At 74.2% G+C, this 19,868-nt stretch carries 22 protein-coding genes and 1 tRNA gene; 15 read left to right on the top strand and 8 right to left on the bottom strand.

Annotated features, from left to right (window positions below; all coding sequences use genetic code 11):
- Position 1 precedes the first annotated feature (1 nt).
- The 6 genes from ACERUJ_RS19590 to ACERUJ_RS19565 all read left to right on the top strand — a co-directional run bounded on the left by ACERUJ_RS19590 (position 2) and on the right by ACERUJ_RS19565 (position 5,406).
- Entirely contained in the window at positions 2-1,408 is a 1,407-nt protein-coding gene (locus ACERUJ_RS19590; RefSeq protein WP_370250647.1) for a UTP--glucose-1-phosphate uridylyltransferase, read from the top strand.
- Positions 1,408-2,649, top strand: coding sequence for a gephyrin-like molybdotransferase Glp (gene glp, locus ACERUJ_RS19585; protein ID WP_370250645.1), 1,242 nt, complete (start codon positions 1,408-1,410; stop codon positions 2,647-2,649). The genes ACERUJ_RS19590 and glp overlap by 1 nt, the downstream gene beginning before the upstream one ends.
- Positions 2,650-2,651: 2 nt before the next feature.
- On the top strand, positions 2,652-3,167 hold the full coding sequence (gene moaC / locus ACERUJ_RS19580; protein ID WP_370250644.1) for a cyclic pyranopterin monophosphate synthase MoaC: 516 nt from the start codon (positions 2,652-2,654) through the stop codon (positions 3,165-3,167).
- Positions 3,164-3,658 (top strand): molybdenum cofactor biosynthesis protein B, encoded by a 495-nt coding sequence (locus ACERUJ_RS19575; RefSeq protein ID WP_370250642.1) that lies wholly within the window; start codon positions 3,164-3,166, stop codon positions 3,656-3,658. The genes moaC and ACERUJ_RS19575 overlap by 4 nt, the downstream gene beginning before the upstream one ends.
- Before the next feature lie 2 nt (positions 3,659-3,660).
- Positions 3,661-4,299 (top strand): GNAT family N-acetyltransferase, encoded by a 639-nt coding sequence (locus tag ACERUJ_RS19570; RefSeq protein WP_370250641.1) that lies wholly within the window; start codon positions 3,661-3,663, stop codon positions 4,297-4,299.
- 177 nt (positions 4,300-4,476) lie between these two features.
- Positions 4,477-5,406 carry a hypothetical protein gene (locus ACERUJ_RS19565; protein ID WP_370250640.1) on the top strand — a complete coding sequence of 310 codons (930 nt, stop codon included), beginning with the start codon at positions 4,477-4,479 and terminating at the stop codon, positions 5,404-5,406.
- Between the two features lie 21 nt (positions 5,407-5,427).
- Here the strand turns inward: ACERUJ_RS19565 and ACERUJ_RS19560 are convergent, their stop codons facing one another.
- Complete coding sequence (locus tag ACERUJ_RS19560; protein WP_370250638.1) at positions 5,428-6,027, bottom strand: TetR/AcrR family transcriptional regulator; 600 nt, start codon at positions 6,025-6,027, stop codon at positions 5,428-5,430.
- 61 nt (positions 6,028-6,088) lie between these two features.
- On the opposite strand from ACERUJ_RS19560, the gene ACERUJ_RS19555 reads away from it, so the two are divergent.
- Both ACERUJ_RS19555 and ACERUJ_RS19550 read left to right on the top strand, forming a co-directional pair.
- Positions 6,089-7,519 (top strand): MFS transporter, encoded by a 1,431-nt coding sequence (locus ACERUJ_RS19555; protein ID WP_370250637.1) that lies wholly within the window; start codon positions 6,089-6,091, stop codon positions 7,517-7,519.
- A gap of 64 nt (positions 7,520-7,583) precedes the next feature.
- A tRNA-Ala gene (locus ACERUJ_RS19550) sits at positions 7,584-7,656 on the top strand.
- 222 nt (positions 7,657-7,878) lie between these two features.
- Here the strand turns inward: ACERUJ_RS19550 and ACERUJ_RS19545 are convergent.
- On the bottom strand, positions 7,879-8,697 hold the full coding sequence (locus tag ACERUJ_RS19545; protein ID WP_370250636.1) for a MerR family transcriptional regulator: 819 nt from the start codon (positions 8,695-8,697) through the stop codon (positions 7,879-7,881).
- Between the two features lie 101 nt (positions 8,698-8,798).
- On the opposite strand from ACERUJ_RS19545, the gene ACERUJ_RS19540 reads away from it, so the two are divergent.
- The 3 genes from ACERUJ_RS19540 to ACERUJ_RS19530 all read left to right on the top strand — a co-directional run bounded on the left by ACERUJ_RS19540 (position 8,799) and on the right by ACERUJ_RS19530 (position 10,455).
- Positions 8,799-9,170, top strand: a complete 372-nt coding sequence (locus tag ACERUJ_RS19540) for a nuclear transport factor 2 family protein (protein ID WP_370250635.1) — start codon at positions 8,799-8,801, stop codon at positions 9,168-9,170.
- A gap of 94 nt (positions 9,171-9,264) precedes the next feature.
- The gene (locus ACERUJ_RS19535) at positions 9,265-9,525 is read left to right on the top strand and encodes a kelch repeat-containing protein (RefSeq protein WP_370250633.1); all 261 of its coding nucleotides are present in this window, start codon (positions 9,265-9,267) and stop codon (positions 9,523-9,525) included.
- A gap of 132 nt (positions 9,526-9,657) precedes the next feature.
- Complete coding sequence (locus ACERUJ_RS19530) at positions 9,658-10,455, top strand: DUF4328 domain-containing protein (protein WP_370250631.1); 798 nt, start codon at positions 9,658-9,660, stop codon at positions 10,453-10,455.
- A gap of 27 nt (positions 10,456-10,482) precedes the next feature.
- Here the strand turns inward: ACERUJ_RS19530 and ACERUJ_RS19525 are convergent, their stop codons facing one another.
- Entirely contained in the window at positions 10,483-10,869 is a 387-nt protein-coding gene (locus tag ACERUJ_RS19525; RefSeq protein ID WP_370250630.1) for a hypothetical protein, read from the bottom strand.
- Positions 10,870-11,200: 331 nt separating this feature from the next.
- Between ACERUJ_RS19525 and ACERUJ_RS19520 the strand changes: the two genes are divergently transcribed.
- Positions 11,201-11,614 (top strand): sigma-70 family RNA polymerase sigma factor, encoded by a 414-nt coding sequence (locus tag ACERUJ_RS19520; protein WP_370250629.1) that lies wholly within the window; start codon positions 11,201-11,203, stop codon positions 11,612-11,614.
- Positions 11,611-12,537: a hypothetical protein gene (locus ACERUJ_RS19515; protein WP_370250628.1), complete on the top strand. Its 927-nt coding sequence runs from the start codon at positions 11,611-11,613 to the stop codon at positions 12,535-12,537. The genes ACERUJ_RS19520 and ACERUJ_RS19515 overlap by 4 nt, the downstream gene beginning before the upstream one ends.
- Here ACERUJ_RS19515 and ACERUJ_RS19510 read toward each other — a convergent pair.
- The 4 genes from ACERUJ_RS19510 to ACERUJ_RS19495 form a co-directional block, all read right to left on the bottom strand.
- Complete coding sequence (locus ACERUJ_RS19510) at positions 12,515-13,969, bottom strand: hypothetical protein (RefSeq protein ID WP_370250627.1); 1,455 nt, start codon at positions 13,967-13,969, stop codon at positions 12,515-12,517. The two genes, ACERUJ_RS19515 and ACERUJ_RS19510, sit on opposite strands and share 23 nt — an antisense overlap.
- A gap of 121 nt (positions 13,970-14,090) precedes the next feature.
- Positions 14,091-14,876, bottom strand: coding sequence for an SDR family NAD(P)-dependent oxidoreductase (locus ACERUJ_RS19505; protein WP_370250626.1), 786 nt, complete (start codon positions 14,874-14,876; stop codon positions 14,091-14,093).
- Between the two features lie 67 nt (positions 14,877-14,943).
- Positions 14,944-15,549: a LysE family translocator gene (locus ACERUJ_RS19500; RefSeq protein ID WP_370250624.1), complete on the bottom strand. Its 606-nt coding sequence runs from the start codon at positions 15,547-15,549 to the stop codon at positions 14,944-14,946.
- Positions 15,550-15,623: 74 nt separating this feature from the next.
- Positions 15,624-16,259 (bottom strand): TetR/AcrR family transcriptional regulator, encoded by a 636-nt coding sequence (locus tag ACERUJ_RS19495; protein ID WP_370250623.1) that lies wholly within the window; start codon positions 16,257-16,259, stop codon positions 15,624-15,626.
- Between the two features lie 160 nt (positions 16,260-16,419).
- On the opposite strand from ACERUJ_RS19495, the gene ACERUJ_RS19490 reads away from it, so the two are divergent.
- Positions 16,420-18,525 (top strand): ATP-binding protein, encoded by a 2,106-nt coding sequence (locus ACERUJ_RS19490; RefSeq protein WP_370250622.1) that lies wholly within the window; start codon positions 16,420-16,422, stop codon positions 18,523-18,525.
- On the opposite strand, the gene ACERUJ_RS19485 is transcribed toward ACERUJ_RS19490, so the two are convergent.
- Positions 18,488-18,943 carry an acyl-CoA thioesterase gene (locus tag ACERUJ_RS19485; protein ID WP_370250620.1) on the bottom strand — a complete coding sequence of 152 codons (456 nt, stop codon included), beginning with the start codon at positions 18,941-18,943 and terminating at the stop codon, positions 18,488-18,490. The genes ACERUJ_RS19490 and ACERUJ_RS19485 overlap by 38 nt on opposite strands.
- Before the next feature lie 166 nt (positions 18,944-19,109).
- Between ACERUJ_RS19485 and ACERUJ_RS19480 the strand changes: the two genes are divergently transcribed.
- Entirely contained in the window at positions 19,110-19,796 is a 687-nt protein-coding gene (locus tag ACERUJ_RS19480; RefSeq protein ID WP_370250619.1) for a hypothetical protein, read from the top strand.
- Positions 19,797-19,868: the final 72 nt, after the last annotated feature.

Below are 19,868 nucleotides of genomic sequence, written 5' to 3'. Positions count from 1 at the left end.
TATGGGGAGCCCCGCACTCAAGATGGCGTGCGCCAAGATGCACGAGGCCGGCGTCGATCCGGTGGCCATCGACAACTTCGCCCACTACTTCCGGCTGCTGGAGCACGGCGAGACCGGCATGGTGCCCGAGTCGAGCATCGAGCCGATCGGCATGCCGAGCCTGGCCGACGTCGAGGTCGATCCGGAGGTCGGGGCGCAGGCGCTGCGCGAGACCGTGGTGATCAAGCTCAACGGCGGTCTGGGCACCTCGATGGGCATGGACCGTGCCAAGTCGCTGCTGTGCGTGCGTCGCGGGCTGTCCTTCCTCGACATCATCGCCCGCCAGGTGCTGCACCTGCGTGCCGCCCATGGTGCCCCGCTGCCGCTGATCTTCATGAACAGCTTCCGCACCTCCGGCGACACGATGGCCGCCCTGGCCCGCTACGCCGACCTGCCGGTCGAGGGCCTGCCCCTGGAGTTCCTGCAGAACAAGGAGCCCAAGCTCCGCGTCGAGGACCTCGCCCCTATCAGCTGGCCCGACGAGCCCGACCTGGAGTGGTGCCCGCCGGGCCACGGTGACATCTACACCGCCCTGCGCGGCACCGGCCTGCTGCAGCAGCTGATCGACCAGGGCTTCCGCTACGCCTTCGTGTCGAACTCCGACAACCTCGGCGCCACCGCCGACCCCCGGGTGGCGGGCTGGTTCGCCTCTAGCGGCGCCCCCTTCGCGATCGAGGCCGTGCGGCGCACCCCCTCGGACCGCAAGGGCGGCCACTTCGCGCGGCGCAAGGCCGACGGCCGGATCGTGCTGCGCGAGAGCGCGCAGACCCTCGCGGCCGACCTCCCCGCCCTGGCCGACCTCGACCGCCACGCGTTCTGCTCCACCAACAACCTGTGGTTCGACCTGATCGCGATGCGCGACGCCCTCGACGCCCGTCAGGGCGTGCTGGGCCTGCCGATGATCCGCAACGAGAAGACCGTCGACCCCGGCGACCCGAGCACCCCGAAGGTGATCCAGATCGAGACCGCGATGGGGGCCGCGATCGAGGTCTTCGACGGCGCGGCGCTGATCGAGGTCGGCCGCGACCGGTTCGTGCCGGTCAAGACCACCAACGACCTGCTGGTGCTGCGCTCGGACGTCTACGACCTCGGGACCGACTTCGTGCTCGACCAGAGCGCCGCGGAGGTGCCCTTCATCGACCTCGACGGCGAGCACTACAAGCTGGTCGGCGAGTTCGACCGCCGGTTCCCCGAGGGCGCCCCCTCCCTGAAGCAGGCCAGCTCGCTGCGGGTCAGCGGCGACGTCACCTTCGCCAAGGGGGTCGTCGTGCGCGGCGACGCCCGCATCGCGGTGGACGGGGCGACGCGCCTGGACGAGGGCACCGTCCTCGGCGCCGTCGTCGAGGGCGACACCGGCGCGGGCGCCTGATGCGCTCGGTCGAGGAGCACCTCGAGGCGATCCTCGCGGGGGTCGCCCCGCTGCCGCCGCTCAGCCAGCCGCTGCTCGACGCGCTGGACCTGGCCGCGGCCGAGCCGATCACCTCCCCGCTCGCGCTGCCGCGCTTCGACAACTCCGCGATGGACGGCTACGCCGTGCGCCAGCGCGACGTCGCCGGGGCCACCGCCGACGCGCCGGTGACGCTGCCGGTGGTCGGCGAGATCGGCGCCGGTCAGGCCGAGGGTGCACCACGGCGCCTGGAGCCCGGCACGGCCACCAAGATCATGACCGGCGCGCGGCTGCCCGAGGGCGCCGACGCCGTCGTGCCCTACGAGTGGACCGACAAGGGCGCGCAGCAGGTGGTGGTCTCCCAGGCCCCCGACGTGGGGCAGCACCTGCGCTACACCGGCGAGGACGTCGCGGTCGGTGACGTGCTGGTCGAGGCGGGCGACGCGCTCGGGCCCCGGCAGCTGGGGCTGCTGGCGTCCACCGGTCACTCCCACGTGCGGGTGCACCCGCGCCCCCGGGTGGTGATCCTGTCCACCGGCTCCGAGCTGCGCGACCCCGGCAGCGCGCTGGGGGAGGACTCCATCTACGACGGCAACTCCTACCTGCTGGCAGGGGCGGCCCGTCGGCTGGGCGCCCTCCCCTCCCGGGTCGGCCTGGTGCCTGACGACCCCGCCCGGTTCCTGGAGGTCCTGCGCGACCAGGTCGGGCGGGCCGACGCGATCATCACCTCCGGCGGCATCTCGATGGGCGACTTCGACGTCGTCAAGGAGGCGCTCTCGCCGCTGGGCAGCATCTGGTTCGGCGGCGTCGCGATGCAGCCGGGCAAGCCGCAGGGCTTCGGGGCCCTGGAGGGCACCGGCGGGCGCACCGTCCCGTTCTTCGCCCTGCCCGGCAACCCCGTCTCGGCCTACCTCTCCTTCGAGATCTTCGTGCGCCCCGCGCTGCGCACGATGATGGGCCTGACCCCGGTCTCGCGGCAGCCCGTGCGGGCCCGCCTCACCCACGGCGTCACCTCCCCGCGCGGGCGGCGGCAGTTCCTGCGCGGTCGGCTGACGGTCGACGCCGACGGCACCCGCGTCACCGAGGTGGCGCCGGTGGGCGGCTCCGGGTCGCACCTGGTGGGCGACCTCGCCGCCTCCGACGCACTGATCGTGGTGCCCGAGGCCGACACCGTCGTCGAGGCCGGCGCCCAGGTGACCGTCATCCGGCTGGACCAGGAGTGAGCATGACCCCCGACCCGAGCACGGCCCCGACGCAGGCCCCGACGCAGGCCCCGGCGCGGCTCACCCACGTCGACGACGCCGGCGCGGCGCGGATGGTCGACGTCTCGGCCAAGGACGTCACGCGTCGCACCGCGGTGGCGACGGGTCGGGTGCTGGTCTCCGCCGAGGTGGTCGGCCTGCTGCGCGGGGCCGGGGTGCCCAAGGGCGACACCCTCGCCGTCGCCCGGCTGGCCGGCATCATGGGCGCCAAGCAGACCCCCGCGCTGATCCCGCTGTGCCACCCGCTGGCGATCTCCGGGGTGAGCGTCGACCTCGAGGTGCGCGACGACGCCGTCGCCATCACCGCCACCGTGCGCACCACCGACCGCACGGGTGTGGAGATGGAGGCGCTCACCGCGGTGGCGGTGGCCGGACTCACGGTCATCGACATGGTCAAGGCGGTCGACAAGGGCGCGGTCATCACCGACGTGCGCATCGAGTCCAAGACCGGCGGCAAGTCGGGGGACTGGGTCCGGTGAGCGACGCCGTCGCCGGCGCGCTCCCGGCCGCCGTCGTCGTCGCCTCCAACCGGGCGGCGGCCGGGGTGTACGAGGACACCACCGGCCCGCTGATCGTCGCCGCCCTGCAGGAGTGGGGCTTCGACGTCGCCGATCCCGCGGTGGTGCCCGACGGGGAGCCGGTGGGTGCGGCGATCGCCGCCGCCGTCGCCGCCGGCGCGCGCGCCGTGCTCACCACCGGCGGCACCGGGCTCACCCCGACCGACCGCACCCCCGAGGTGACCCGCCCGCTGCTCGACCGGGAGGTGCCCGGCATCGCCGAGGCGATCCGCGCCGCCGGGGTGGCGAAGGGTGTGCCCACCGCGGTGCTCTCCCGCGGCCTGGCGGGGGTGGCCGGGTCCTGCCTGGTGGTCAACCTGCCCGGCTCGCGCGGCGGGGTGAAGGACGCCCTGCAGGTGCTCGCCCCGGTGCTGGTGCACGCGGTGGAGCAGATCGTGGGAAGCGACCACTGAGGATGTGGGGCTCCGAGGGCCGCCCGCGGGGATCGTGGCCGGTCACGCTGCGCACGGGCACCGACCCCGAGGTGACGCTGCGGCCGCTGCGCGCCTCCGACGTCGGTGCGTGGCGCGACGCGCGCCGCCGCAACACCGACTGGCTGCTGCCCTGGGACGCCACGCCACCGCCCGGTGCGCCGTCGCGGCCGGTCACCTTCCGGGCGCTGGTGCGCTCCCTGGACCGGGCCGCCCGCCGCGGCACCACCCTGCCCTTCGCCCTCGACGTCGACCGGCGCTTCGCCGGGCAGGTGACGGTCAACAACATCGTGCGCGGGTCGGCGCAGTTCGCCTCGATCGGTTACTGGATCGACCGCCGCTACGCCGGTCGCGGGGTGATCCCGCGAGCCGTGGCGATGGCGGTGGACCACTGCTTCACCCGGGTCGGGCTGCACCGCATCGAGATCGCGATCCGGCCCGAGAACTCCAACTCCCTGCGGGTGGTGGAGAAGCTCGGCCTGTACGAGGTCGGGTACGCCCCGCGGTTCCTGCACATCGACGGCGAGTGGCGCGACCACCGCATCTTCGCCCTCACCAAGGAGGAGGTCCCCCTCGGACTGCTCCGACGTCTCGAGGACGGCCTGCGCGACCGACCGGCCTGATCCCCAGGCGTCGTCTCCGGCTGCGGGGTCCTGGTGCGGGGTCCGGGTGCGGGGTCCGCGCCCGGGGCACGTCGGTCGTGGGGTGATCCCTCCCGTCCCAAGGTTCACACAAGCAAACTCCCGACACACCTGTTGACATCCGTCCCGGAGTGAGGCAGGGCTCCTAACCTCGGGTCCGTGGACCTGAGCGCACTCATCTTCGTCGCCCTGGCGGTCGCCTGGGCCGCCTACCTGATCCCCAAGGCGCTCAAGCTCCACGAGGAGAGCGCCGCCAGCCGCCACATCGACGGCTTCTCCGACCGGCTGCGGGTGCTCGCCCGCCGCGAGGCCGTGGACACGCGCACCGCGCGCCTGGTGATCCCCGGCCGCCCGGCCCGGAAGATCGAGACCGGGCTCGAGTCCGGGCTCGAGACCGGGCTCGAGTCCGGGATCGAGACCGCGTCCGCGACCGCACCCGAGGCCGCACCCGCGCCGGCGACGCCCGCGCCCCGGCGCCCGGTGTCGCCCGCGGCCCGTCGTGCGGCGGCCCGCCGTGCGGCCCGGCGGCGTCGTCGGGTGCTCGGCACGCTCATCCTCGCACTCGTGGTCGTGAGCGGCCTCGCCGTGCCCGGGATCCTCGCTGCGTGGGCCCCGGCCGTGCCCGGCGTGCTGATCGTGGCCTGGCTCGTGACCTGCCGGCTGATGGTGCGCGGTGAGCGGGCGCGCGACGCCGTCGCCCGCCCGGCGGTGCGTGACTCCGCGTCCCCCGCGGTCGTCGCCGACGCCGATCCTCTCACCGACGCCCTCCCGGCCGTGCCGACCGACGACGCGGCGACGGCCACGGGGACGGCCACGGGGACGGCCACGGAGAAGGAGGCACCCGAGGCCGCCGAGCCGGCCGTGGCCGCGCAGCCCGGCTGGGACCCTGTGCCGGTCACGCTGCCCACCTACGTGGCCAAGCAGCCCGCCGCGCCCCGCAAGGTGCGCACCATCGACCTCGACTCCACCGGCGTGTGGAGCTCGGGCCGCTCGGAGTCGGACTCGGCGCTCGTGCGCGAGGCCGACCAGGCGGCGCAGGCCGCGGCCGCGGCCGCGGACGCCGAGGAGCGTCGTCTCAGCGGCTCCTGACCTGGGTCCTGCGCCCTCCGGTCAGGAGCGCGCGCCCCGCGGGCCGAGCTGCTGCAGGGTCCACTGCAGCGAGCGCCGCACGGTCCGCACCGCCGCGGGGTCACGGGCCGCGCGGGCCAGGATGATCACGCCCTCGGCGGAGGCCACGGCCATCGTGGCGAACTCCTCGGCCGTGCCGGCCCCGATGCCGTCGCGGCGCAGGCAGTCGGCGATCGCGGTGCGGATGCGCTGGAACACCGCGTGGGCCGCGGCCCGCAGGGCGCCGTCGTCGTCCTCGGCGGCCAGCGCGACCGCGGCGACCGGGCAGCCGGAGCGTCCGACGCTGCCGTCGCCGACCAGCACCTTCTCGATGTAGTCCATCAGCGAGTCCACGGCCTCGGTCGGGGTGGAGCGGGCGCACACCTGCTCCACCAGGTCGGCCATCCGGCCGCCGACGGCGTCGACGACGGTGGTGGCGAGCTCGGCCTTGCCGCCGGGGAAGTGGTGGTAGATCGCCCCGCGGGCGGCGCCCGCCCGCTCGACGACCTCGCGCAGCCCCGTGCCGTCGTAGCCGCGCTCGCGGAAGAGCTCGGCGGCGGCCAGGGTCATCTGGAGACGCGGACCGGGGGCGGGCTGGCTCATGGGATCGACCTCGGTGGGGAGGGGCTTGCTAGGACGAGTGTCATAGTGCCACAGTCCTCCCATGAGTAGGACAGTCGTCATACCCACGACCGGGGGCACGTCCCGGGCCGCCGTCGCGGTCGCGGCCAGCGGTGCGTTCCTGGCGTTCCTCGACGCCACGATCGTCAACATCGCCTTCCCTGCCCTGTCGGCCTCCTTCGCCGAGGCCTCCCGCAGCGAGCTGTCGTGGGTGCTCGACGCCTACTTCGTGGTGATCGCGGCCCTGCTCGTGCCGGCCGGGGGAGTGGCCGACCGGATCGGAGTGCGCCGCGCCTTCGTGTGGTCGGTGGCGGCGTTCGGGATCACGAGCCTGTTGTGCGCGCTGGCCCCCACCTGGCAGCTGCTGGTGGCGGCGCGCGTGCTGCAGGCCGCCAGTGCTGCCTGCATCGCGCCGACCTCGCTCACGCTGGTCATCCGCGCCTTCGCGCCCGAGAAGCGCACGAGCGCGACCACGATCTGGGGTGCCTCGGCCGCGCTGGCGGCCGCGATCGGTCCGACGCTCGGCGGGGCGTTGGTGGAGGTCACCGACTGGCGCTGGATCTTCCTCATCAACGCACCCCTGTGCTTGGTGATCGTGCTGCTCGCCCGCGGCCGCCTCCCCGAGACGACGCCGTCCTCCGACGGCCTGCCCGACCTGCTCGGCGCCCTGCTCGTCGCCGTCGCGCTCGGGGCGCTGACCCTCGGCATCGTCGAGGGCCCCACCTGGGGATGGCTCTCGGCCGGCACGCTCGGCGTGTGGGGTCTCGCGGTCGTGGCGGGCGCCGTCGTGCTGCGGCGCCAGCGCACCCACCCCCGGCCGGTCGTGCCGCGGGGCCTGGGCAGCGCGCAGGGGTACCTCGTGGGCAACCTCGGCACGTTCGTGTTCTCGATGGCCTTCTTCGCCACGATCCTCGGCAACGTCCTGTTCCTCACCAGCGTCTGGGGCTACTCCGCCTTGGAGGCCGGGGCGGCCTCGGCGCCGGGGCCGATCGTCACCACCCTGGTGGGCGCCGTGGCGGCGCGCCTGGTGGCCCGCGCCGGATTCGGTCCGCTGATCGCGGCCGGCGCGGTGGTCTACGCCGCCGGCATCCTGGTCCTGCGCAGCGCCGGCCCCACGCCCGACTACGTGGGCACCTGGCTGCCCGGCATGATGCTGTGCGGCCTGGCCATCGGCCTGGCCTACCCGACGCTCGGCTCGGCCGCGGTGGCCGCGGTCGACGCCGCCCACCTCGCCACCGCCAGCGCCGTCAACGCCGCCTACCGCCAGGTCGGCGCCGCGCTGGGCACCGCCCTGCTCGTCGTCATCGTCGGCAGCCCGACCACCCTGGCCGGAGCGCTGTCGGCCTCCGACGACGCCTACCTCTTCAGCGCCGGCTGCGCCCTCCTGGCTGCGGTGGTCGCCCTCCCGCTCGGCCTGAGGGGCCGGGAGACCCGGACCGCGGACGCGGCGACGCCGACGGTGGAGCCGGTCTGACCCCACCGGTTTCGATCCCGCCCTCGCCGGGTGCTAACGTTCGACCCGCGTCCTCGGACGCACCGGGGCTGTGGCGCAGTTGGTAGCGCGTCTCGTTCGCAATGAGAAGGTCAGGGGTTCGAATCCCCTCAGCTCCACCGAACAGGTCTTGCTGGAAACCCGGACACCGCCAATGTCGGGATGTGAGACGGAAACGGACCCTACGGGGTCCGTTCCTTCATGTCGGGCGTCGATCGTCGTGACGTACCGCAATCAGCAACAGCACGACGTGCCACGAGACGCCTCCGAGCGGTGCGTAGGCCTCCCGCCATTTCGATGAGGGGCACACCGGGAGCCATCGGCTGAGAACCCCCTCAGGTTCAGCCGATTCGGAAGATGGGCCATCCGATCTCGGTGCGCCACTGTGTCTCGGCGTCGGTGTCGCGTGGTCCGACGAGGTAGGTCTCGTGGACGGGGCCGGCGACGACCAGCGCGTGGTCGACGACCCACTGACCCACACGACCGTAGGTCTCGGTGATGGCGTCGTGGTTGCCGGAGTGTACGGCGACCGCCAGCTCGATCGCCGGGAGTGAGGTGAGCTCGACTCGACCGGTGGTGCCGAGGACGCTGTCGATTCCGTGGACCGGGTAGAACACCATCACCTCGCCGGTGCCCTCGGTGAAGAGCTCGTTGGCATAGCGGCCGGCGGGCGGCCGGTGTCGCATGCCGGGGTGTACGGCCGCGTCAAGGTCTCGCATCGCGGCGTCGTACCACGCGTTGACGTCCTCGCGCCGCACGGTTGCGCTGACGGCTGCCACGGTGCGCTCGGGCACGAGCCGCAGCTCGATCGCCAGCGCCTCGGTGTCAGGGTGGAGCAGTCGCTGGAGTGCTACTACTGCGGCGCGAGTGCGGTCGAGCTCGCTTTCGAGCCTGCTCAGGTGGCCCGCGATGAGCTCGGCGCGGCGATCGGCATCGTCGGTGGCCAGGATCGCCTTGATCTCAGGCAGGGGGAGGTCGAGCTGGCGCAGCCGGTGGATGACCTGGGCGGGTGGGATCTGGTCGGGTGAGTAATGGCGGTAGCCAGTGAAGGGGTCGACGCTGGCAGGTTCGAGTACCCCGGTCTCGTGGTAGTGCCGCAGCGTGCGGATGCTCAGATGCGTGAGAGCGGCGAACTCCCCGATCGTCAGTCCGGTACTCATGCCCCGAGGATGCACTCTCTCCCAGGGAGAGGGTCACACGACCTCGACGATGCCCGCCCGCGACTTGACCCTCCCGCTACGTGAGGGCCGAACGTCGACGCATGACCGCCATCGACTGGAACAACACGACCCCCATCGCACCCGCGGACCTGCCGGCGCTGATCACGAGGCACATCGCCGCCCATCACGCCCACGACATCGACGCAGAGATGGCCTGCTACGCAGAGGAGGCGACCGTCACCGACGACGGCCGGACCTACACCGGACTCACCGAGATCCGTGCCTGGCTGGAGCGCGCGACCAGCGAATACACCTACACGATCGCGGTCACCGGCGCCTCGAAGGCCGACGACCTCCACTACGACGTCGTCCAGCACCTCGACGGCGACTTCCCCGGCGGCACCGTGGATCTGCACTACCGGTTCACGCTCACCCACGGCCCCACCATCGCGGACCTCCAGATCGGGGTCTGAGGCACGTGTCCCACCAGCTCATCGCACCCGGCCGGAAGGCCAGTACCACCGGCGGGGCGCTGCTTCTGACGCTCTGCCTCGCCCACTTCATGGGATGCCCCCGGTCGAGGGATCGCTGGTCACGATGAGCAACGGCGACGTGCTGATCATCGGGGGCCGGTCCCAGACCGACTCCTCCGCCCAGGTGGAGAAGTTCAGCCCCGGCTCGAACACTTGGCGCGAGCAGGCCCCCGTGCCCGTGCCCCGCAACCTGGCCATCGCCGCGGCGCTGCCGGGCGGCAAGGTCCTGGTGGCCGGCGGGCGCAACAACGCCCATCCGGCTCTGCGCGACGCCTACGTCTACACCCCGAACTGACGGGCTGGTCCCCTCAGCTCGGACCGCGTGTCCGGGCGTGGCCGTTCCGGCTGCGACCGGACACGTGCGGTGCGGACCGCTACGCTCCTGCCTGCCTCGGGTCCGTCCTGCAGGCCTGCGCAGGAGGTGCCGATGTCGATGTCCGAGGGTCCCCACCCGTCCCAGAACCCGACCCCGCACCCGACCCCGCCCCCGTCGGCAACCGCGGTCGCGTCCGGCTGGTACCCCGACCCCGCCGGATCGGGCGGGGTGCGGTTCTGGGACGGCGCGCGGTGGACCGTGGACGTGGCGATGCCCCACGGCGCGGTCGCCCCGACGCCCGCCGCCGGCTGGTTCGTGCCGACCACGACCGTCGGCCGCATCGCCACGGCCGCGGCTGCGGGGGTGGCGGCGCTGCAGGTCGGCGTGGCGGTGGCCAGCGCGGCCGTCGTCGGCGCGGAGCGGGAGCGGGGCGCGTTGGCTGCCGACGACGGCGTCGTGCTGCTGCGCGACGACCTCGTGGGGCTGGCCGTGCTGGCGCTCGTGGCGGGCTACGTCACCGGCTGTCTGTGGCTGCGTCGGGCCCGCACGAACGCGGAGGTCCTCACTCCCGGCGCCCCGCACAAGCTCTCGCGGTCGTGGGTGTGGTTCGCCTGGTTCGTGCCCGTCGTGTCGCTGTGGTTCCCCTACCTGCTCGTCCGCGACGTCGCCCGCGCCGCCCGCGGGGCCGACCGCAGCCCCCTGGTGGGCTGGTGGTGGGGCTTGTTCCTCGCCTTCCTGCTGACGTTCAACGTGTCCGACACCTCGACCCTCGAGGCCGAGCAGGCCGCTGCGGCGGAGACCGTGCTGGCCGTCGTGGCGATCGTGGCGGCCGCCGCCTGGGGCCTGGTGATCCGCGACGTCGGGCGGGCACAGCGCGCCCAGGCGGTCGCGCGCGGCGTGATCGGCTGAGCCGGGCGCCGCTCGTGGCCCGGTGCCTCAGTCGGGGCAGCCGGCGACGGCGCTGCGGTGCCAGCCGCCGTCCTCCAGCACCGTGACCTCGACCAGCGGTTCCCCGGTGGCGCCGTCGACGACCCACACGGTGCCGGTGCCGTCGTCGTGGGGGACGAAGCGGGCCTCGCGGTCGCCCTCGGTGAGGTAGGGGGCGGCGAGGTCGAGCGGGTCGGTGACGGCCTCGGGGGAGGCCCCGTCGATGCTCTCCACCCAGGCGTCGGCGCACGCGAGCCGCATGTCGGCCTCGGGTGCGGCCGGCTCGGCCGACTCCGCGGACGGGCGCTCCGTCGCGATCGGCTCGGTGACGGCGGCGGCGTGGCCGCACCCCGCGAGCAGGAGCAGCGGCAGGGCCGCGGCGAGGAATCGGGACATGGGGCGGGCCCTCCGGGTCGGGTCCACGGCAGCGTCGCACCCGGCCGTGGCTGGACGGTTCACCCGCGGGAACCAAAGCACGGGGCCGTGTTGTCTTCGCAGGTGACGGAGCACGATGGGGGCACCGGTGAGGACGGGTGAGGGCCGATGGTGGGACCGAGAGGGCAGGCGCGACACGGAGGGCGGGGGGACGACGAGGAGTTCAGCTCCTACGCCGCGGCCCGCTGGCCCGCGCTGGTGCGGGCGGCGACGCTGCTGGGCTGCTCGCCCACCGACGCCGAGGACCTGGCCCAGCGGGGCCCTGATCCGGACCTGGTCGGCGTGGCGTCGGGTGCGCGAGGCCGCCGAACCGGACTCCTACGTCTACCGGATCCTGCTCAACACCCGCGCCACCGACCGCCGCCGGCGCTGGCACGGCGAGCACCCCACCGAGGAGCTTCCCGAGCCGGCGGGACCCGCCGCACCCGCGGGCCCCGCCGACGACCTCGCCACCCGCATCGCCACCCGCGACGCCGTCGTGGCCGCCCTGCGCACCCTGCCCCGCGGCCAGCAGGAGGTGCTCGTGCTCCGGTACGTCGCCGACCTCACCGAACGCGCCACCGCCGAGGTGCTCGGCATCGCCGTCGGCACCGTGAAGAGCCGGACCGCCCGCGCGCTCGCCGCCCTCGACGGGGTCCTCGACGGGGTCGTCGAGGACGCCGCCGACCCCGACCACCTCACCACCGTGCCAGGAGACGACCGATGACCCCCGCCGACCTGCTGTCGCGCACCGCCCGCGACCTTCCCGTCACGCCGCTCGACCCCGCCGCCCTGGCGGATCTGGTGGACCGCGCCCGTGCCCACCGACGCCGACGCCGTGCCGGCCTCGCCGCCGGCACGCTGGCCGGTGCCGCCCTCCTCGCGATCGCGGTCCCCTCCTGGCTGCCCGACGGGTCCGCGCCGCGCCAGGAGGCCGCCACCGCCGTCGACCCCGCGACCCCGGCTGCGAGCCCGGGTGCGAGCCCCGCTCCGGTGGGTACCCGTTGGGTCGGGGCCGCCGGGGTGCAGGTCGCCGTCCCCACCGACTGGCCGGTGCGCCCCGGTCCGTGTGTCGCCGACCCGGTCGGCGTCTACCTCCTGCCGCGGGACGAGACGGTCGACTGCCTCGGGACGCCGCCGGGTGCGGACCTCGCCCGCGTGGTGGTCGACCGACCCAACGGTGGGGCCGGGCGGGGCGGGCAGAGCGGTGCCGCGTCCGGTGAGGTGACGTGCGAAGGCGACCTCTGCACGGCGGTGCGCTCCTTCGGCGCGCAGAACGTGGAGGTCCGGGTGGAGGTCAGCGGCGCGGACGCCCGGGAGCGCGCGGCCGCGGTGATCGCCACGGCGGGCCCGATCCCGGCGGGCCGGGTGGCCGTGCCGACACCCTGGACCCAGCCACGGCGCCAGCTCGAAGCGGCACTCGAGGCGGTCGGGCTCATCCTCGAGGCGCCGCTGCACCTGCAGGCCCCTGACAGCGGCGCCGATGAGGGGACCGGTGACGGGACCGGTGACGGGACCGGTGAAGGGACCGTGCCGATCGCTCCGCTGCCCCAGGTCCTGGAACGGCTCGCGCTGATCCTCGACCCCGCCCCCGGCACGGTGGTGCCGCGCGGCACCACCGTGCGGGTCACGCCGGGGAGCGCACCGTGAGCCGGTCGAGCTGCACACGTCCGGTGCCGGGGAGGATCCGGCCGCGCCACACGGCGGTGGCTCCGGGCCGCACGGCGTCGAGGGTGTGGCGCACGACCCGTCCGGTCCGCACGTCGATCCGCGTGCCGGAGGTGACGCCCAGGGTGAGCCGCCCGTCCGGGGTCCGCACCACGATCAGGCCGTCCTCGACCCGCCTGACGATCCCACGACCGGTTCGCACCGGGCTCGCCGGAGGGGCGGCCGCCTCGGTCACGGTCAGGGCCAGCGTCGTGGCGCTCAGCCCACCGACCGCGTCCACGACCTCCACGCTCACCGGGAAGCGGCCGGCGGTACGCGGGACCCCGCTGACGACGCCGCCGTCGGCGACCAGACCCTCGGGAAGCCCGCCGATGGTGACGGTGTAGGGCGCGACCCCCCACGCGGGGACCACCTCGGCACGGTAGGACCCGCCGACCCGGCCGGCGGGCACCTGCGTGGTCGCGATCTGCACCGAGGGCCGCACGGTCAGGGCGGTCAGGTGGCAGCCGTCGTCGGAGGCGTCACCGGTCCAGTCCAGGATCCGACCCACGGCGGCGGGAGTCGTGGCGCCGCCCAGCAGCGTCGTGGTGGCGGGGGTGAGGTCACCGATCCAGAGCCGGTCCCACGGGTCGGTCCCGCCGTCCACCTCGAGCAGCTCCTCCGACACCACGTCGGTGACGACCCCGTCGCTGCCGCTGCAGGTCTCGTCGCCCGAGCCGCCCGAGCCGCCTGAGCCGCCCGAGCCGCCCGAGCCGCCGGGACCTGCGGGATCCACGGGCCCGCCGAGCGTCATCGGGTGCAGCATCGTCGTGGTGCCGCTGTTCGGGCTGCCCCCGGAGGTGAAGTTGAACTCCGAGAAGGTGTCGCTCCACGGTCCGAGGGACAGATCGGCGGGGAGCCTGCCCCCGGTGATCGCGGTGCCGCCGGCATCGAGGAACGCCAGCCCGATCCAGTGGAACGGCACGCCACCGACGGGTCCGTCGGGGGCGACCTGCCCCGTGAAGTTCACATAGACCGAGTCGCCCGACGGGTACGCCGAGGACCTCACGACGTCGTCGAACACGTCGACCACGCCGGGGCCGCTGTGCACGGTGGTCCCGAGTGCGGTGAAGGACAGGTCGGTGAAGGGGTACCGGGTGCGGGTCCCGCCCCCGTAGGGCCCGGTCACCGACGACGCCGTGGTGTCGAAGGTGACGGTGCCGGTGTAGGGGGTGTCGGCCGGCACCGAGCCGGTGTGCACGCCGTCGTCCACCGTCATCGCGCCGTGGGCGGTGGTGCCGCTGAAGCTCCAGGCTGCGGGTGCGGCGGAGGCCGGCCCCGCACCGGCCACCAGCCCGGAGGCGGTGAGCGCCGTGGCGGTGAGCGGGAGGGTGAGACGCAGTGCCAGCGTGCGGCGGGGGGACCTGATGGTCATGGGGAGTGCTCCTGATCGGTCGGTGCCCCGACTGAACCGCAGATCCCCCCGGGGGGTCCAGCATTCTGAGAACACTCTCACCGTGGGCGGAGCGGCCCGCGCCCGTCGGCGCGCCCCCGTCTCAGCCGGCGAGGTGCCCGTGGTCCACCAGCTGGATGCTGCCGTGCACCGCGGCGGCGTCGTCGGAGGCGAGGAAGCACACGGTGGCCGCCACCTGGTCGGCGGTCATGAAGCCGCGCTTGGCGGAGATCCGCATGATGAGGTCCCAGTCGGCGCCCTCGGGCACCTCGATGGTGTGCACCTGGGGCGTGTCCATCCCGCCGGGGCACACGCAGTTCACCCGCAGGCCGGTCGTGAGGTACTCCACGGCGAGCGCCTTGGTGAGCCCGACGACGCCGTGCTTGGCCGCGGTGTAGGCGGCCGAGTAGGCCTCGCCGTGGATGCCGGCGACGGAGGAGACGTTGACGATGTTCCCGCCCGGCGACGCCAGCAGGTGGGGGATCGCGGCCTGACTGGTGAAGAACACCCCGTTCAGGTTGACCGCGAGGTCGTGGGCCCACTGCTCCTCGGTGACCTCGGTGGTGCGCCGGAAGTCGTGGCGCCCCGCGTTGTTCACGCACACGTCCAGGCCGCCGAAGGCGTCGACCGCGGCGGCCACGGCGTCGCGGCAGGATGCGGGCGAGGCGACGTCGAGCGGCCCGAACCGCACCTCGCCCGGCAGGTCCGCGCACGAGGCCGCCACCGTGGCGAGCCGCTCCTGGTCGCGGGAGGCGGCGTACACCGCGCCGCCGGCGGCCGCGAAGCGACGCACCACCGCCGCCCCCAGGCCCGAGGAGGCGCCGGTGACCAGGATCCGACGGCCGGTGAACGGCAGTGCGGGCGGGGGCGAGGAGGGGAGCGCGGTCATGGCCGCAACCTAGGCCATCGCCCGGGCCTGCAGGAGGAGCCGGGCCCGGACGAGGAGCCGGGTCCGGTCAGCGGGTGGCGGCAGCGAGCCGGGCGCCCAGGGCCACGAAGGTCGCGGCGAAGATCCGCCGCAGCCAGGTCATCACCGACGGCCGTCGCAGCACCCGGTCGCGCATCGCCGCGGCGAAGACGCCGTACCCCACGAAGACCACGAAGGTCAGGGCCATGAAGACCGCCGAGAGGGCGAGCATCGTGCCGAGCTCGCCGGGGCCGGCGAACTGGGGCAGGAACGCCACGAAGAACAGCGTCAGCTTGGGGTTGAGCAGGTTCAGGGTGATGCCCGCCGCCAGCACCCGGCGCAGCGGCACCGCGGGTGCCTCGAGCGCGTCGGGAGCCAGCTCGCCGTCGTCGCGCCAGGTGCTCCAGGCGAGGAGGAGCAGGTAGGCCACGCCGGCCCACTTCAGCACCGCGAACGCCACGCCCGAGGCGTGGAGCAGCGCGGCGAGCCCCGTGATGGCCGCCACCAGGTGCGGGACGATGCCTAGGGTGCAGGCGAAGGCCGCCACCACGGCGGCGCGTGCGCCGCGGGCGAGCCCGGTGGCGATCGTGTAGAGCGCGCCCGTGCCGGGCGTGGCCACGATGACGAGGGCGGTGACGAGGAAGGCCGGGGTCACCCCGGCACCGTAACCCGGATCCGCCTCCGACCGTCTCGTGGCCGACAGCCTGGTGGCCGGGCGCGAGGGACCGGTCAGCGGGACGGCGCGAGGTAGAGCGTGCGCCACACGATCTCGGTGAGCGCGTCCACCAGCGCGGCGTCGGCCGCGGCGTCGGGCTCGGTGGCGCGGGCGGTCTGGTGGCAGCAGCGCTCGATCATCCAGGTCAGCGCGGTGGCGGTCGGGCGGGCGGCGAGGGCGCCGATGGCGCCGGTGGCCTGGGCCTGCTCGATCGCCTCGGTGTAGCCGTCGATGAGTCCGGCCATGAGGTCGTCGTAGAAGGCGGCGATCGCGGCGTCGTAGGACGACATCTCCAGGATCGCCCAGATGACCGCCCGGTGGCGCCGGTGCAGGGCGACGGTGTCGGCGATGGCGCCGTGCAGCTCGTCGTGGCTGGGGCGTTCGGTGGTGTCCCACCAGCGCTGGGCCACGGTGCGGAACCCCTCCGCGACCTCCTCGGCCAGGGCCTGCAGCAGCTGGCTCTTGTCCTCGAAGTAGACGTAGAAGGTGGCCCGGGAGATCCCGGCCGCCGAGGCGAGGGCGTTGACCGAGAGGTCGGTGAAGGCGACGTCGGTGCCCATGAGCGCCTCGGTGGCCTCCAGCAGCCGACGCCCCAGCTCCGCACGGCGTTGTGCGCGCCGGGTCGGGGTGGTCGTGCTGTCCTCGGCCATGGTGGGCTCCCGTGTCCTCTCGTCCGCGCCGAAGCCTAGTCACCGCGGGCGTTCGTGCGCGCACCGGAGGGCGCGCCGATACGATGGGCCGGCGTCAGATCGGCCGCTCGGGCCCGGATCGGCACCTGCGACACCGCGGAGGAAGGGGCACTCCCGCCACATGCATCCGGTCCCCGACGTCCGGTCGCGGCCGCTGGCGCTCGCCGAGGGCGTCGGTGTCGCGCTCCTCATCGTGCTCCTGGGCGCCCTCGCGGTCGTGCTGGCCCCGAGCGGCAGCCACGTCGCGGCCTGGTGGCCGGCGTCGGGGGTGGCCGTCGCGATCGCGGTGCACCACGACCGCACGGCCGGCCGGGGCCTCACCCCCGACGGCGTCGTGGTCGCCGTCCTGGTCGGCACGATCGTGGCCAACCTGGTGGGCGGTCGTGAGGCGGCCGTCTCGGTGGGTTTCGGCCTCGCCAACGCCGTGGAGGTGGCGCTCGCGGTGCGACTGCTGCGGCGGCTGCAGCCCGGGCGCCGGCTGGCCGACATCGGGGACCTGCGGCGCGCCCTGCTGGCCTGTGCCATGGCGTCCTCGGTCAGCGGGGTGCTGATCGCCACGGCGGTGGCGCTCACCGGCGGCCCGTTCCTGGTCGTGCTGCCCGCCGTCGTGCCCTCGCACCTCTCGGCGATGTTGCTGCTCCTGCCGTTCGCGCTGCGGGTCGGGCCGCGACCCGCCCAGGCCGGGCGTGCCGAGACGGTCCTGCTGTCGGTGACGCTCGCGACGGTCGTGGCGGTGGTCTTCCACCCCGGCCAGCGGGTCGGGGTGGTCTTCCTCGTCTTCCCGGTCCTGGTGCTGGTGGGTCTGCGGCTCTCGCTGCGCGCCTGCGCGCTGCAGCTGATCGCGATGAACACCGCCGTCACCGTCGCGTGCGCGGCCGGGTGGGGCCCGCTGGTCAGCACGGCGCGCGAGTCCGGGCTGCCGCCCGAGGCGGTGGGCACCCTCGTTCAGGCCCTGATCCTCGGCAGTGCGCTGACGGTGTACTCCCTGCGCACCAGCATCGACACCCGGCTCGACGCGCTCGCCGAGGCCACCGAGGCGCGTCGGCGACTCTCGGCGGTGATCGAGTCGGCCACCTCCACCGCGATCATCCAGACCGACTCGGTGGGGGTGATCCGGATCTTCAACGAGGGCGCGGTCCGGCTGCTCGGCTTCCGCGAGGAGGACGCCGTGGGCCGGATGACGCTGCTCGACCTCCACGACCCCGACGAGGTCGCGGCGCGGGCCGAGGAGCTCGGCCTGCCGGTCGGCTTCGAGGTGGTCGTGGCCCCGGTCCGCCACGGCCGCGGCGCCTCGGACCGCCGCGACTGGACCCTGCGTGCCGTCGACGGCAGCCCGCGGCAGGTGTCGCTGGTCGTCACCCGGGTCGACGACGCCGACGGCGTCCCGCTGGGCTACCTCGGCATCGCCGAGGACGTCGGGGCCCAGCGGCAGGTGGAGTCGCTGCTGGTCCAGTCCCTGGAGCACGAGCGCGCACTGGCCGACAAGCTGCGCGCCGCCGACGCGCTCAAGACCGACTTCGTCTCCTCGGTCTCGCACGAGCTGCGCACCCCGATGACCAGCGTGCTGGGCTACACCGAGATCCTCACCGACACCTACGGCGAGCACCTCGGCCCGGCCGGGAACCGGATCGTGGAGCGCATCCAGCGCAGCGGACGGCGGCTGCTGCACCTGGTCGACGACCTGCTCACACTCTCGCGCATCGAGGCCGGAACCTGGGAGGTGACCACCCGACGCCTCGAGGTCGGCGCGGTGCTGCGCCGGGCGGTGGAGGTCGCCGAGCCGCAGGCGCAGGCCGCCGGCATCGCGCTGCGGCTCGAGGCGCCGGGGGCACCCGTGGTCATCGACGGCGACGCCCACGAGCTGGAGCGGGCGCTGCTCAACCTCATCGGCAACGCCGTGAAGTTCAGCGAGGCCGGCACCGGGGTGTGCGTCCGCCTGGGCACGGCCGACTCCGAGCGCGCCGCGATCGAGGTGGTGGACGCCGGCATCGGCATCCCCGCCGACGACCTGCCCCGGCTGTTCACCCGCTTCTACCGCGCCTCGAACGCCACCGTCTCCAGTGCGCCGGGCACCGGCCTGGGCCTGGCGATCGTCGAGGCGATCGTGCGTCGCCACGGCGGCACGGTGGAGGTGCGCTCCAAGCTCGGCGCCGGCACGGTCGTGCGCGTCGAGCTGCCGCTCGCCGGGGTCAGCGCAGCGGCACCGGCGGGCCCAGGAACCGACTGAGCCGCGTCCGCACCGCCTCGTCCATCGGCCACGAGGCGGCGGCCGCGTGGTCCCAGCACACCAGCGTGGTCTGCGCGACGACGGCGGGGGGATGGTCGGCGGCCACGCGCAGCTCGGTGGAGACCGTGAAGGAGGACCTGCCCAGGTGGCTGATCCACAGCCGCAGCTGGAAGGGCGCGAACGGCACGAACCGCATCTCGGCGTGGTAGTCGATGCGCTGGGAGCCCGCCAGCTCCGCGACGCCCGAGGGCAGCGCGGCCAGCAGCCCCGGCGCGCCGTCGCCGAGGTCGGCGAAGCGGAAGAACAGGATCCGGGCCTCGTCGAGCACCCGGATGGCCTCGACGTTGTCGACGTGGCCGCCGAGGTTGATGTCGCGGAACCGGGCCTGGATCTCGCACTCGAACACCTCGCCGCTCATGGCGGCGAGCCTGCCAGCCGGGGGGCGTGTGGTGCCCGCCACGTCCAGCGAGCGGCCGGATCCGGACGGCGATCCCCACCAGGCCTCATCATGGGCACCGTCCGCCGCTGGGGTTCCCGCGCGGACGCCTCCCCTCTCCGACCTCCCCGCAAAGGAACACCGTGTCATGAGCGAGAACGACCCCAAGCCCTCCCTCGGTGAGACCGTCTCCGACGCCGCCGCCCGCGTGGCCGACCCCGACGGCAACGAGTCGGGGGTGCTGCAGCTGATCGCGGCGATCCTGCTGGGTCTGGCGGCCACGATGACCGCCGTCTCGGCCTACCAGGCCGCGCTCACCGACGGCGAGGCGCTGCAGGGCTACACCCTGTCCAACGCCGCCGGCTCGGAGGCCAACGCGCTGCGCAGCCAGGCCGAGCAGGTCTTCGCCGCCGACCAGTCGATCTACCTCCAGTACGCGATCGCCGCGACCGAGGGCAACTTCGACCTCACCGAGTACTTCCAGACCGAGCTGATGCGGCCCGAGCTGGCCGACGCCGTGGCCTGGTTCTCCGACCAGGGCGACGACGTCCTGAGCCCGTTCGTGGACGTGGAGGGCAACCCCTACGTCGTCGCCGAGGACCAGCTGGCGATCGACAAGCAGGCCGAGGCCGACCGCTACTACGCCGAGGCCTCCGAGGCCGACGACCAGGGCGACAAGTTCGAGCTCTCCACCGTGCTGCTGGCCCTGACGCTGTTCTTCGGCGGTATCGCCACCCTGTTCCGCCGCCGGTCGGTGGAGGTCGGACTGCTGAGCGTCGCGACGCTCACCCTCGCCGCCGGCGCGGTGCAGTTCACGATCGCCCTCACCGCCTGAGCACCCGCCTCACGACGACGCCCCCGGCCCGCGCGGGCCGGGGGCGGGGTCGGGAGGCGCGGGGTGCGCTCG

It is taken from the genome of Nocardioides sp. (genome assembly GCF_964228225.1).
Lineage (GTDB): Bacteria > Actinomycetota > Actinomycetes > Propionibacteriales > Nocardioidaceae > Nocardioides.
This window is presented reverse-complemented; position numbering and strand designations above follow the sequence as displayed.

What these genes read in the sequence shown, in the direction of transcription:
- ACERUJ_RS19555 (WP_370250637.1), top strand. Translation starts at nt 6,089, where the DNA reads ATGAGTAGGACAGTCGTCATACCCACGACCGGGGGCACGTCCCGGGCC.
- ACERUJ_RS19590 (WP_370250647.1), top strand. Translation starts at nt 2, where the DNA reads ATGGGGAGCCCCGCACTCAAGATGGCGTGCGCCAAGATGCACGAGGCC.
- glp (WP_370250645.1), top strand. Translation starts at nt 1,408, where the DNA reads ATGCGCTCGGTCGAGGAGCACCTCGAGGCGATCCTCGCGGGGGTCGCC.
- ACERUJ_RS19540 (WP_370250635.1), top strand. Translation starts at nt 8,799, where the DNA reads ATGACCGCCATCGACTGGAACAACACGACCCCCATCGCACCCGCGGAC.
- ACERUJ_RS19485 (WP_370250620.1), bottom strand. Translation starts at nt 18,943, where the DNA reads ATGAGCGGCGAGGTGTTCGAGTGCGAGATCCAGGCCCGGTTCCGCGAC.
- moaC (WP_370250644.1), top strand. Translation starts at nt 2,652, where the DNA reads ATGACCCCCGACCCGAGCACGGCCCCGACGCAGGCCCCGACGCAGGCC.
- ACERUJ_RS19480 (WP_370250619.1), top strand. Translation starts at nt 19,110, where the DNA reads ATGAGCGAGAACGACCCCAAGCCCTCCCTCGGTGAGACCGTCTCCGAC.
- ACERUJ_RS19570 (WP_370250641.1), top strand. Translation starts at nt 3,661, where the DNA reads ATGTGGGGCTCCGAGGGCCGCCCGCGGGGATCGTGGCCGGTCACGCTG.
- ACERUJ_RS19505 (WP_370250626.1), bottom strand. Translation starts at nt 14,876, where the DNA reads ATGACCGCGCTCCCCTCCTCGCCCCCGCCCGCACTGCCGTTCACCGGC.
- ACERUJ_RS19535 (WP_370250633.1), top strand. Translation starts at nt 9,265, where the DNA reads ATGCCCCCGGTCGAGGGATCGCTGGTCACGATGAGCAACGGCGACGTG.
- ACERUJ_RS19510 (WP_370250627.1), bottom strand. Translation starts at nt 13,969, where the DNA reads ATGACCATCAGGTCCCCCCGCCGCACGCTGGCACTGCGTCTCACCCTC.
- ACERUJ_RS19490 (WP_370250622.1), top strand. Translation starts at nt 16,420, where the DNA reads ATGCATCCGGTCCCCGACGTCCGGTCGCGGCCGCTGGCGCTCGCCGAG.
- ACERUJ_RS19530 (WP_370250631.1), top strand. Translation starts at nt 9,658, where the DNA reads ATGTCGATGTCCGAGGGTCCCCACCCGTCCCAGAACCCGACCCCGCAC.
- ACERUJ_RS19560 (WP_370250638.1), bottom strand. Translation starts at nt 6,027, where the DNA reads ATGAGCCAGCCCGCCCCCGGTCCGCGTCTCCAGATGACCCTGGCCGCC.
- ACERUJ_RS19525 (WP_370250630.1), bottom strand. Translation starts at nt 10,869, where the DNA reads ATGTCCCGATTCCTCGCCGCGGCCCTGCCGCTGCTCCTGCTCGCGGGG.
- ACERUJ_RS19495 (WP_370250623.1), bottom strand. Translation starts at nt 16,259, where the DNA reads ATGGCCGAGGACAGCACGACCACCCCGACCCGGCGCGCACAACGCCGT.
- ACERUJ_RS19545 (WP_370250636.1), bottom strand. Translation starts at nt 8,697, where the DNA reads ATGAGTACCGGACTGACGATCGGGGAGTTCGCCGCTCTCACGCATCTG.
- ACERUJ_RS19515 (WP_370250628.1), top strand. Translation starts at nt 11,611, where the DNA reads ATGACCCCCGCCGACCTGCTGTCGCGCACCGCCCGCGACCTTCCCGTC.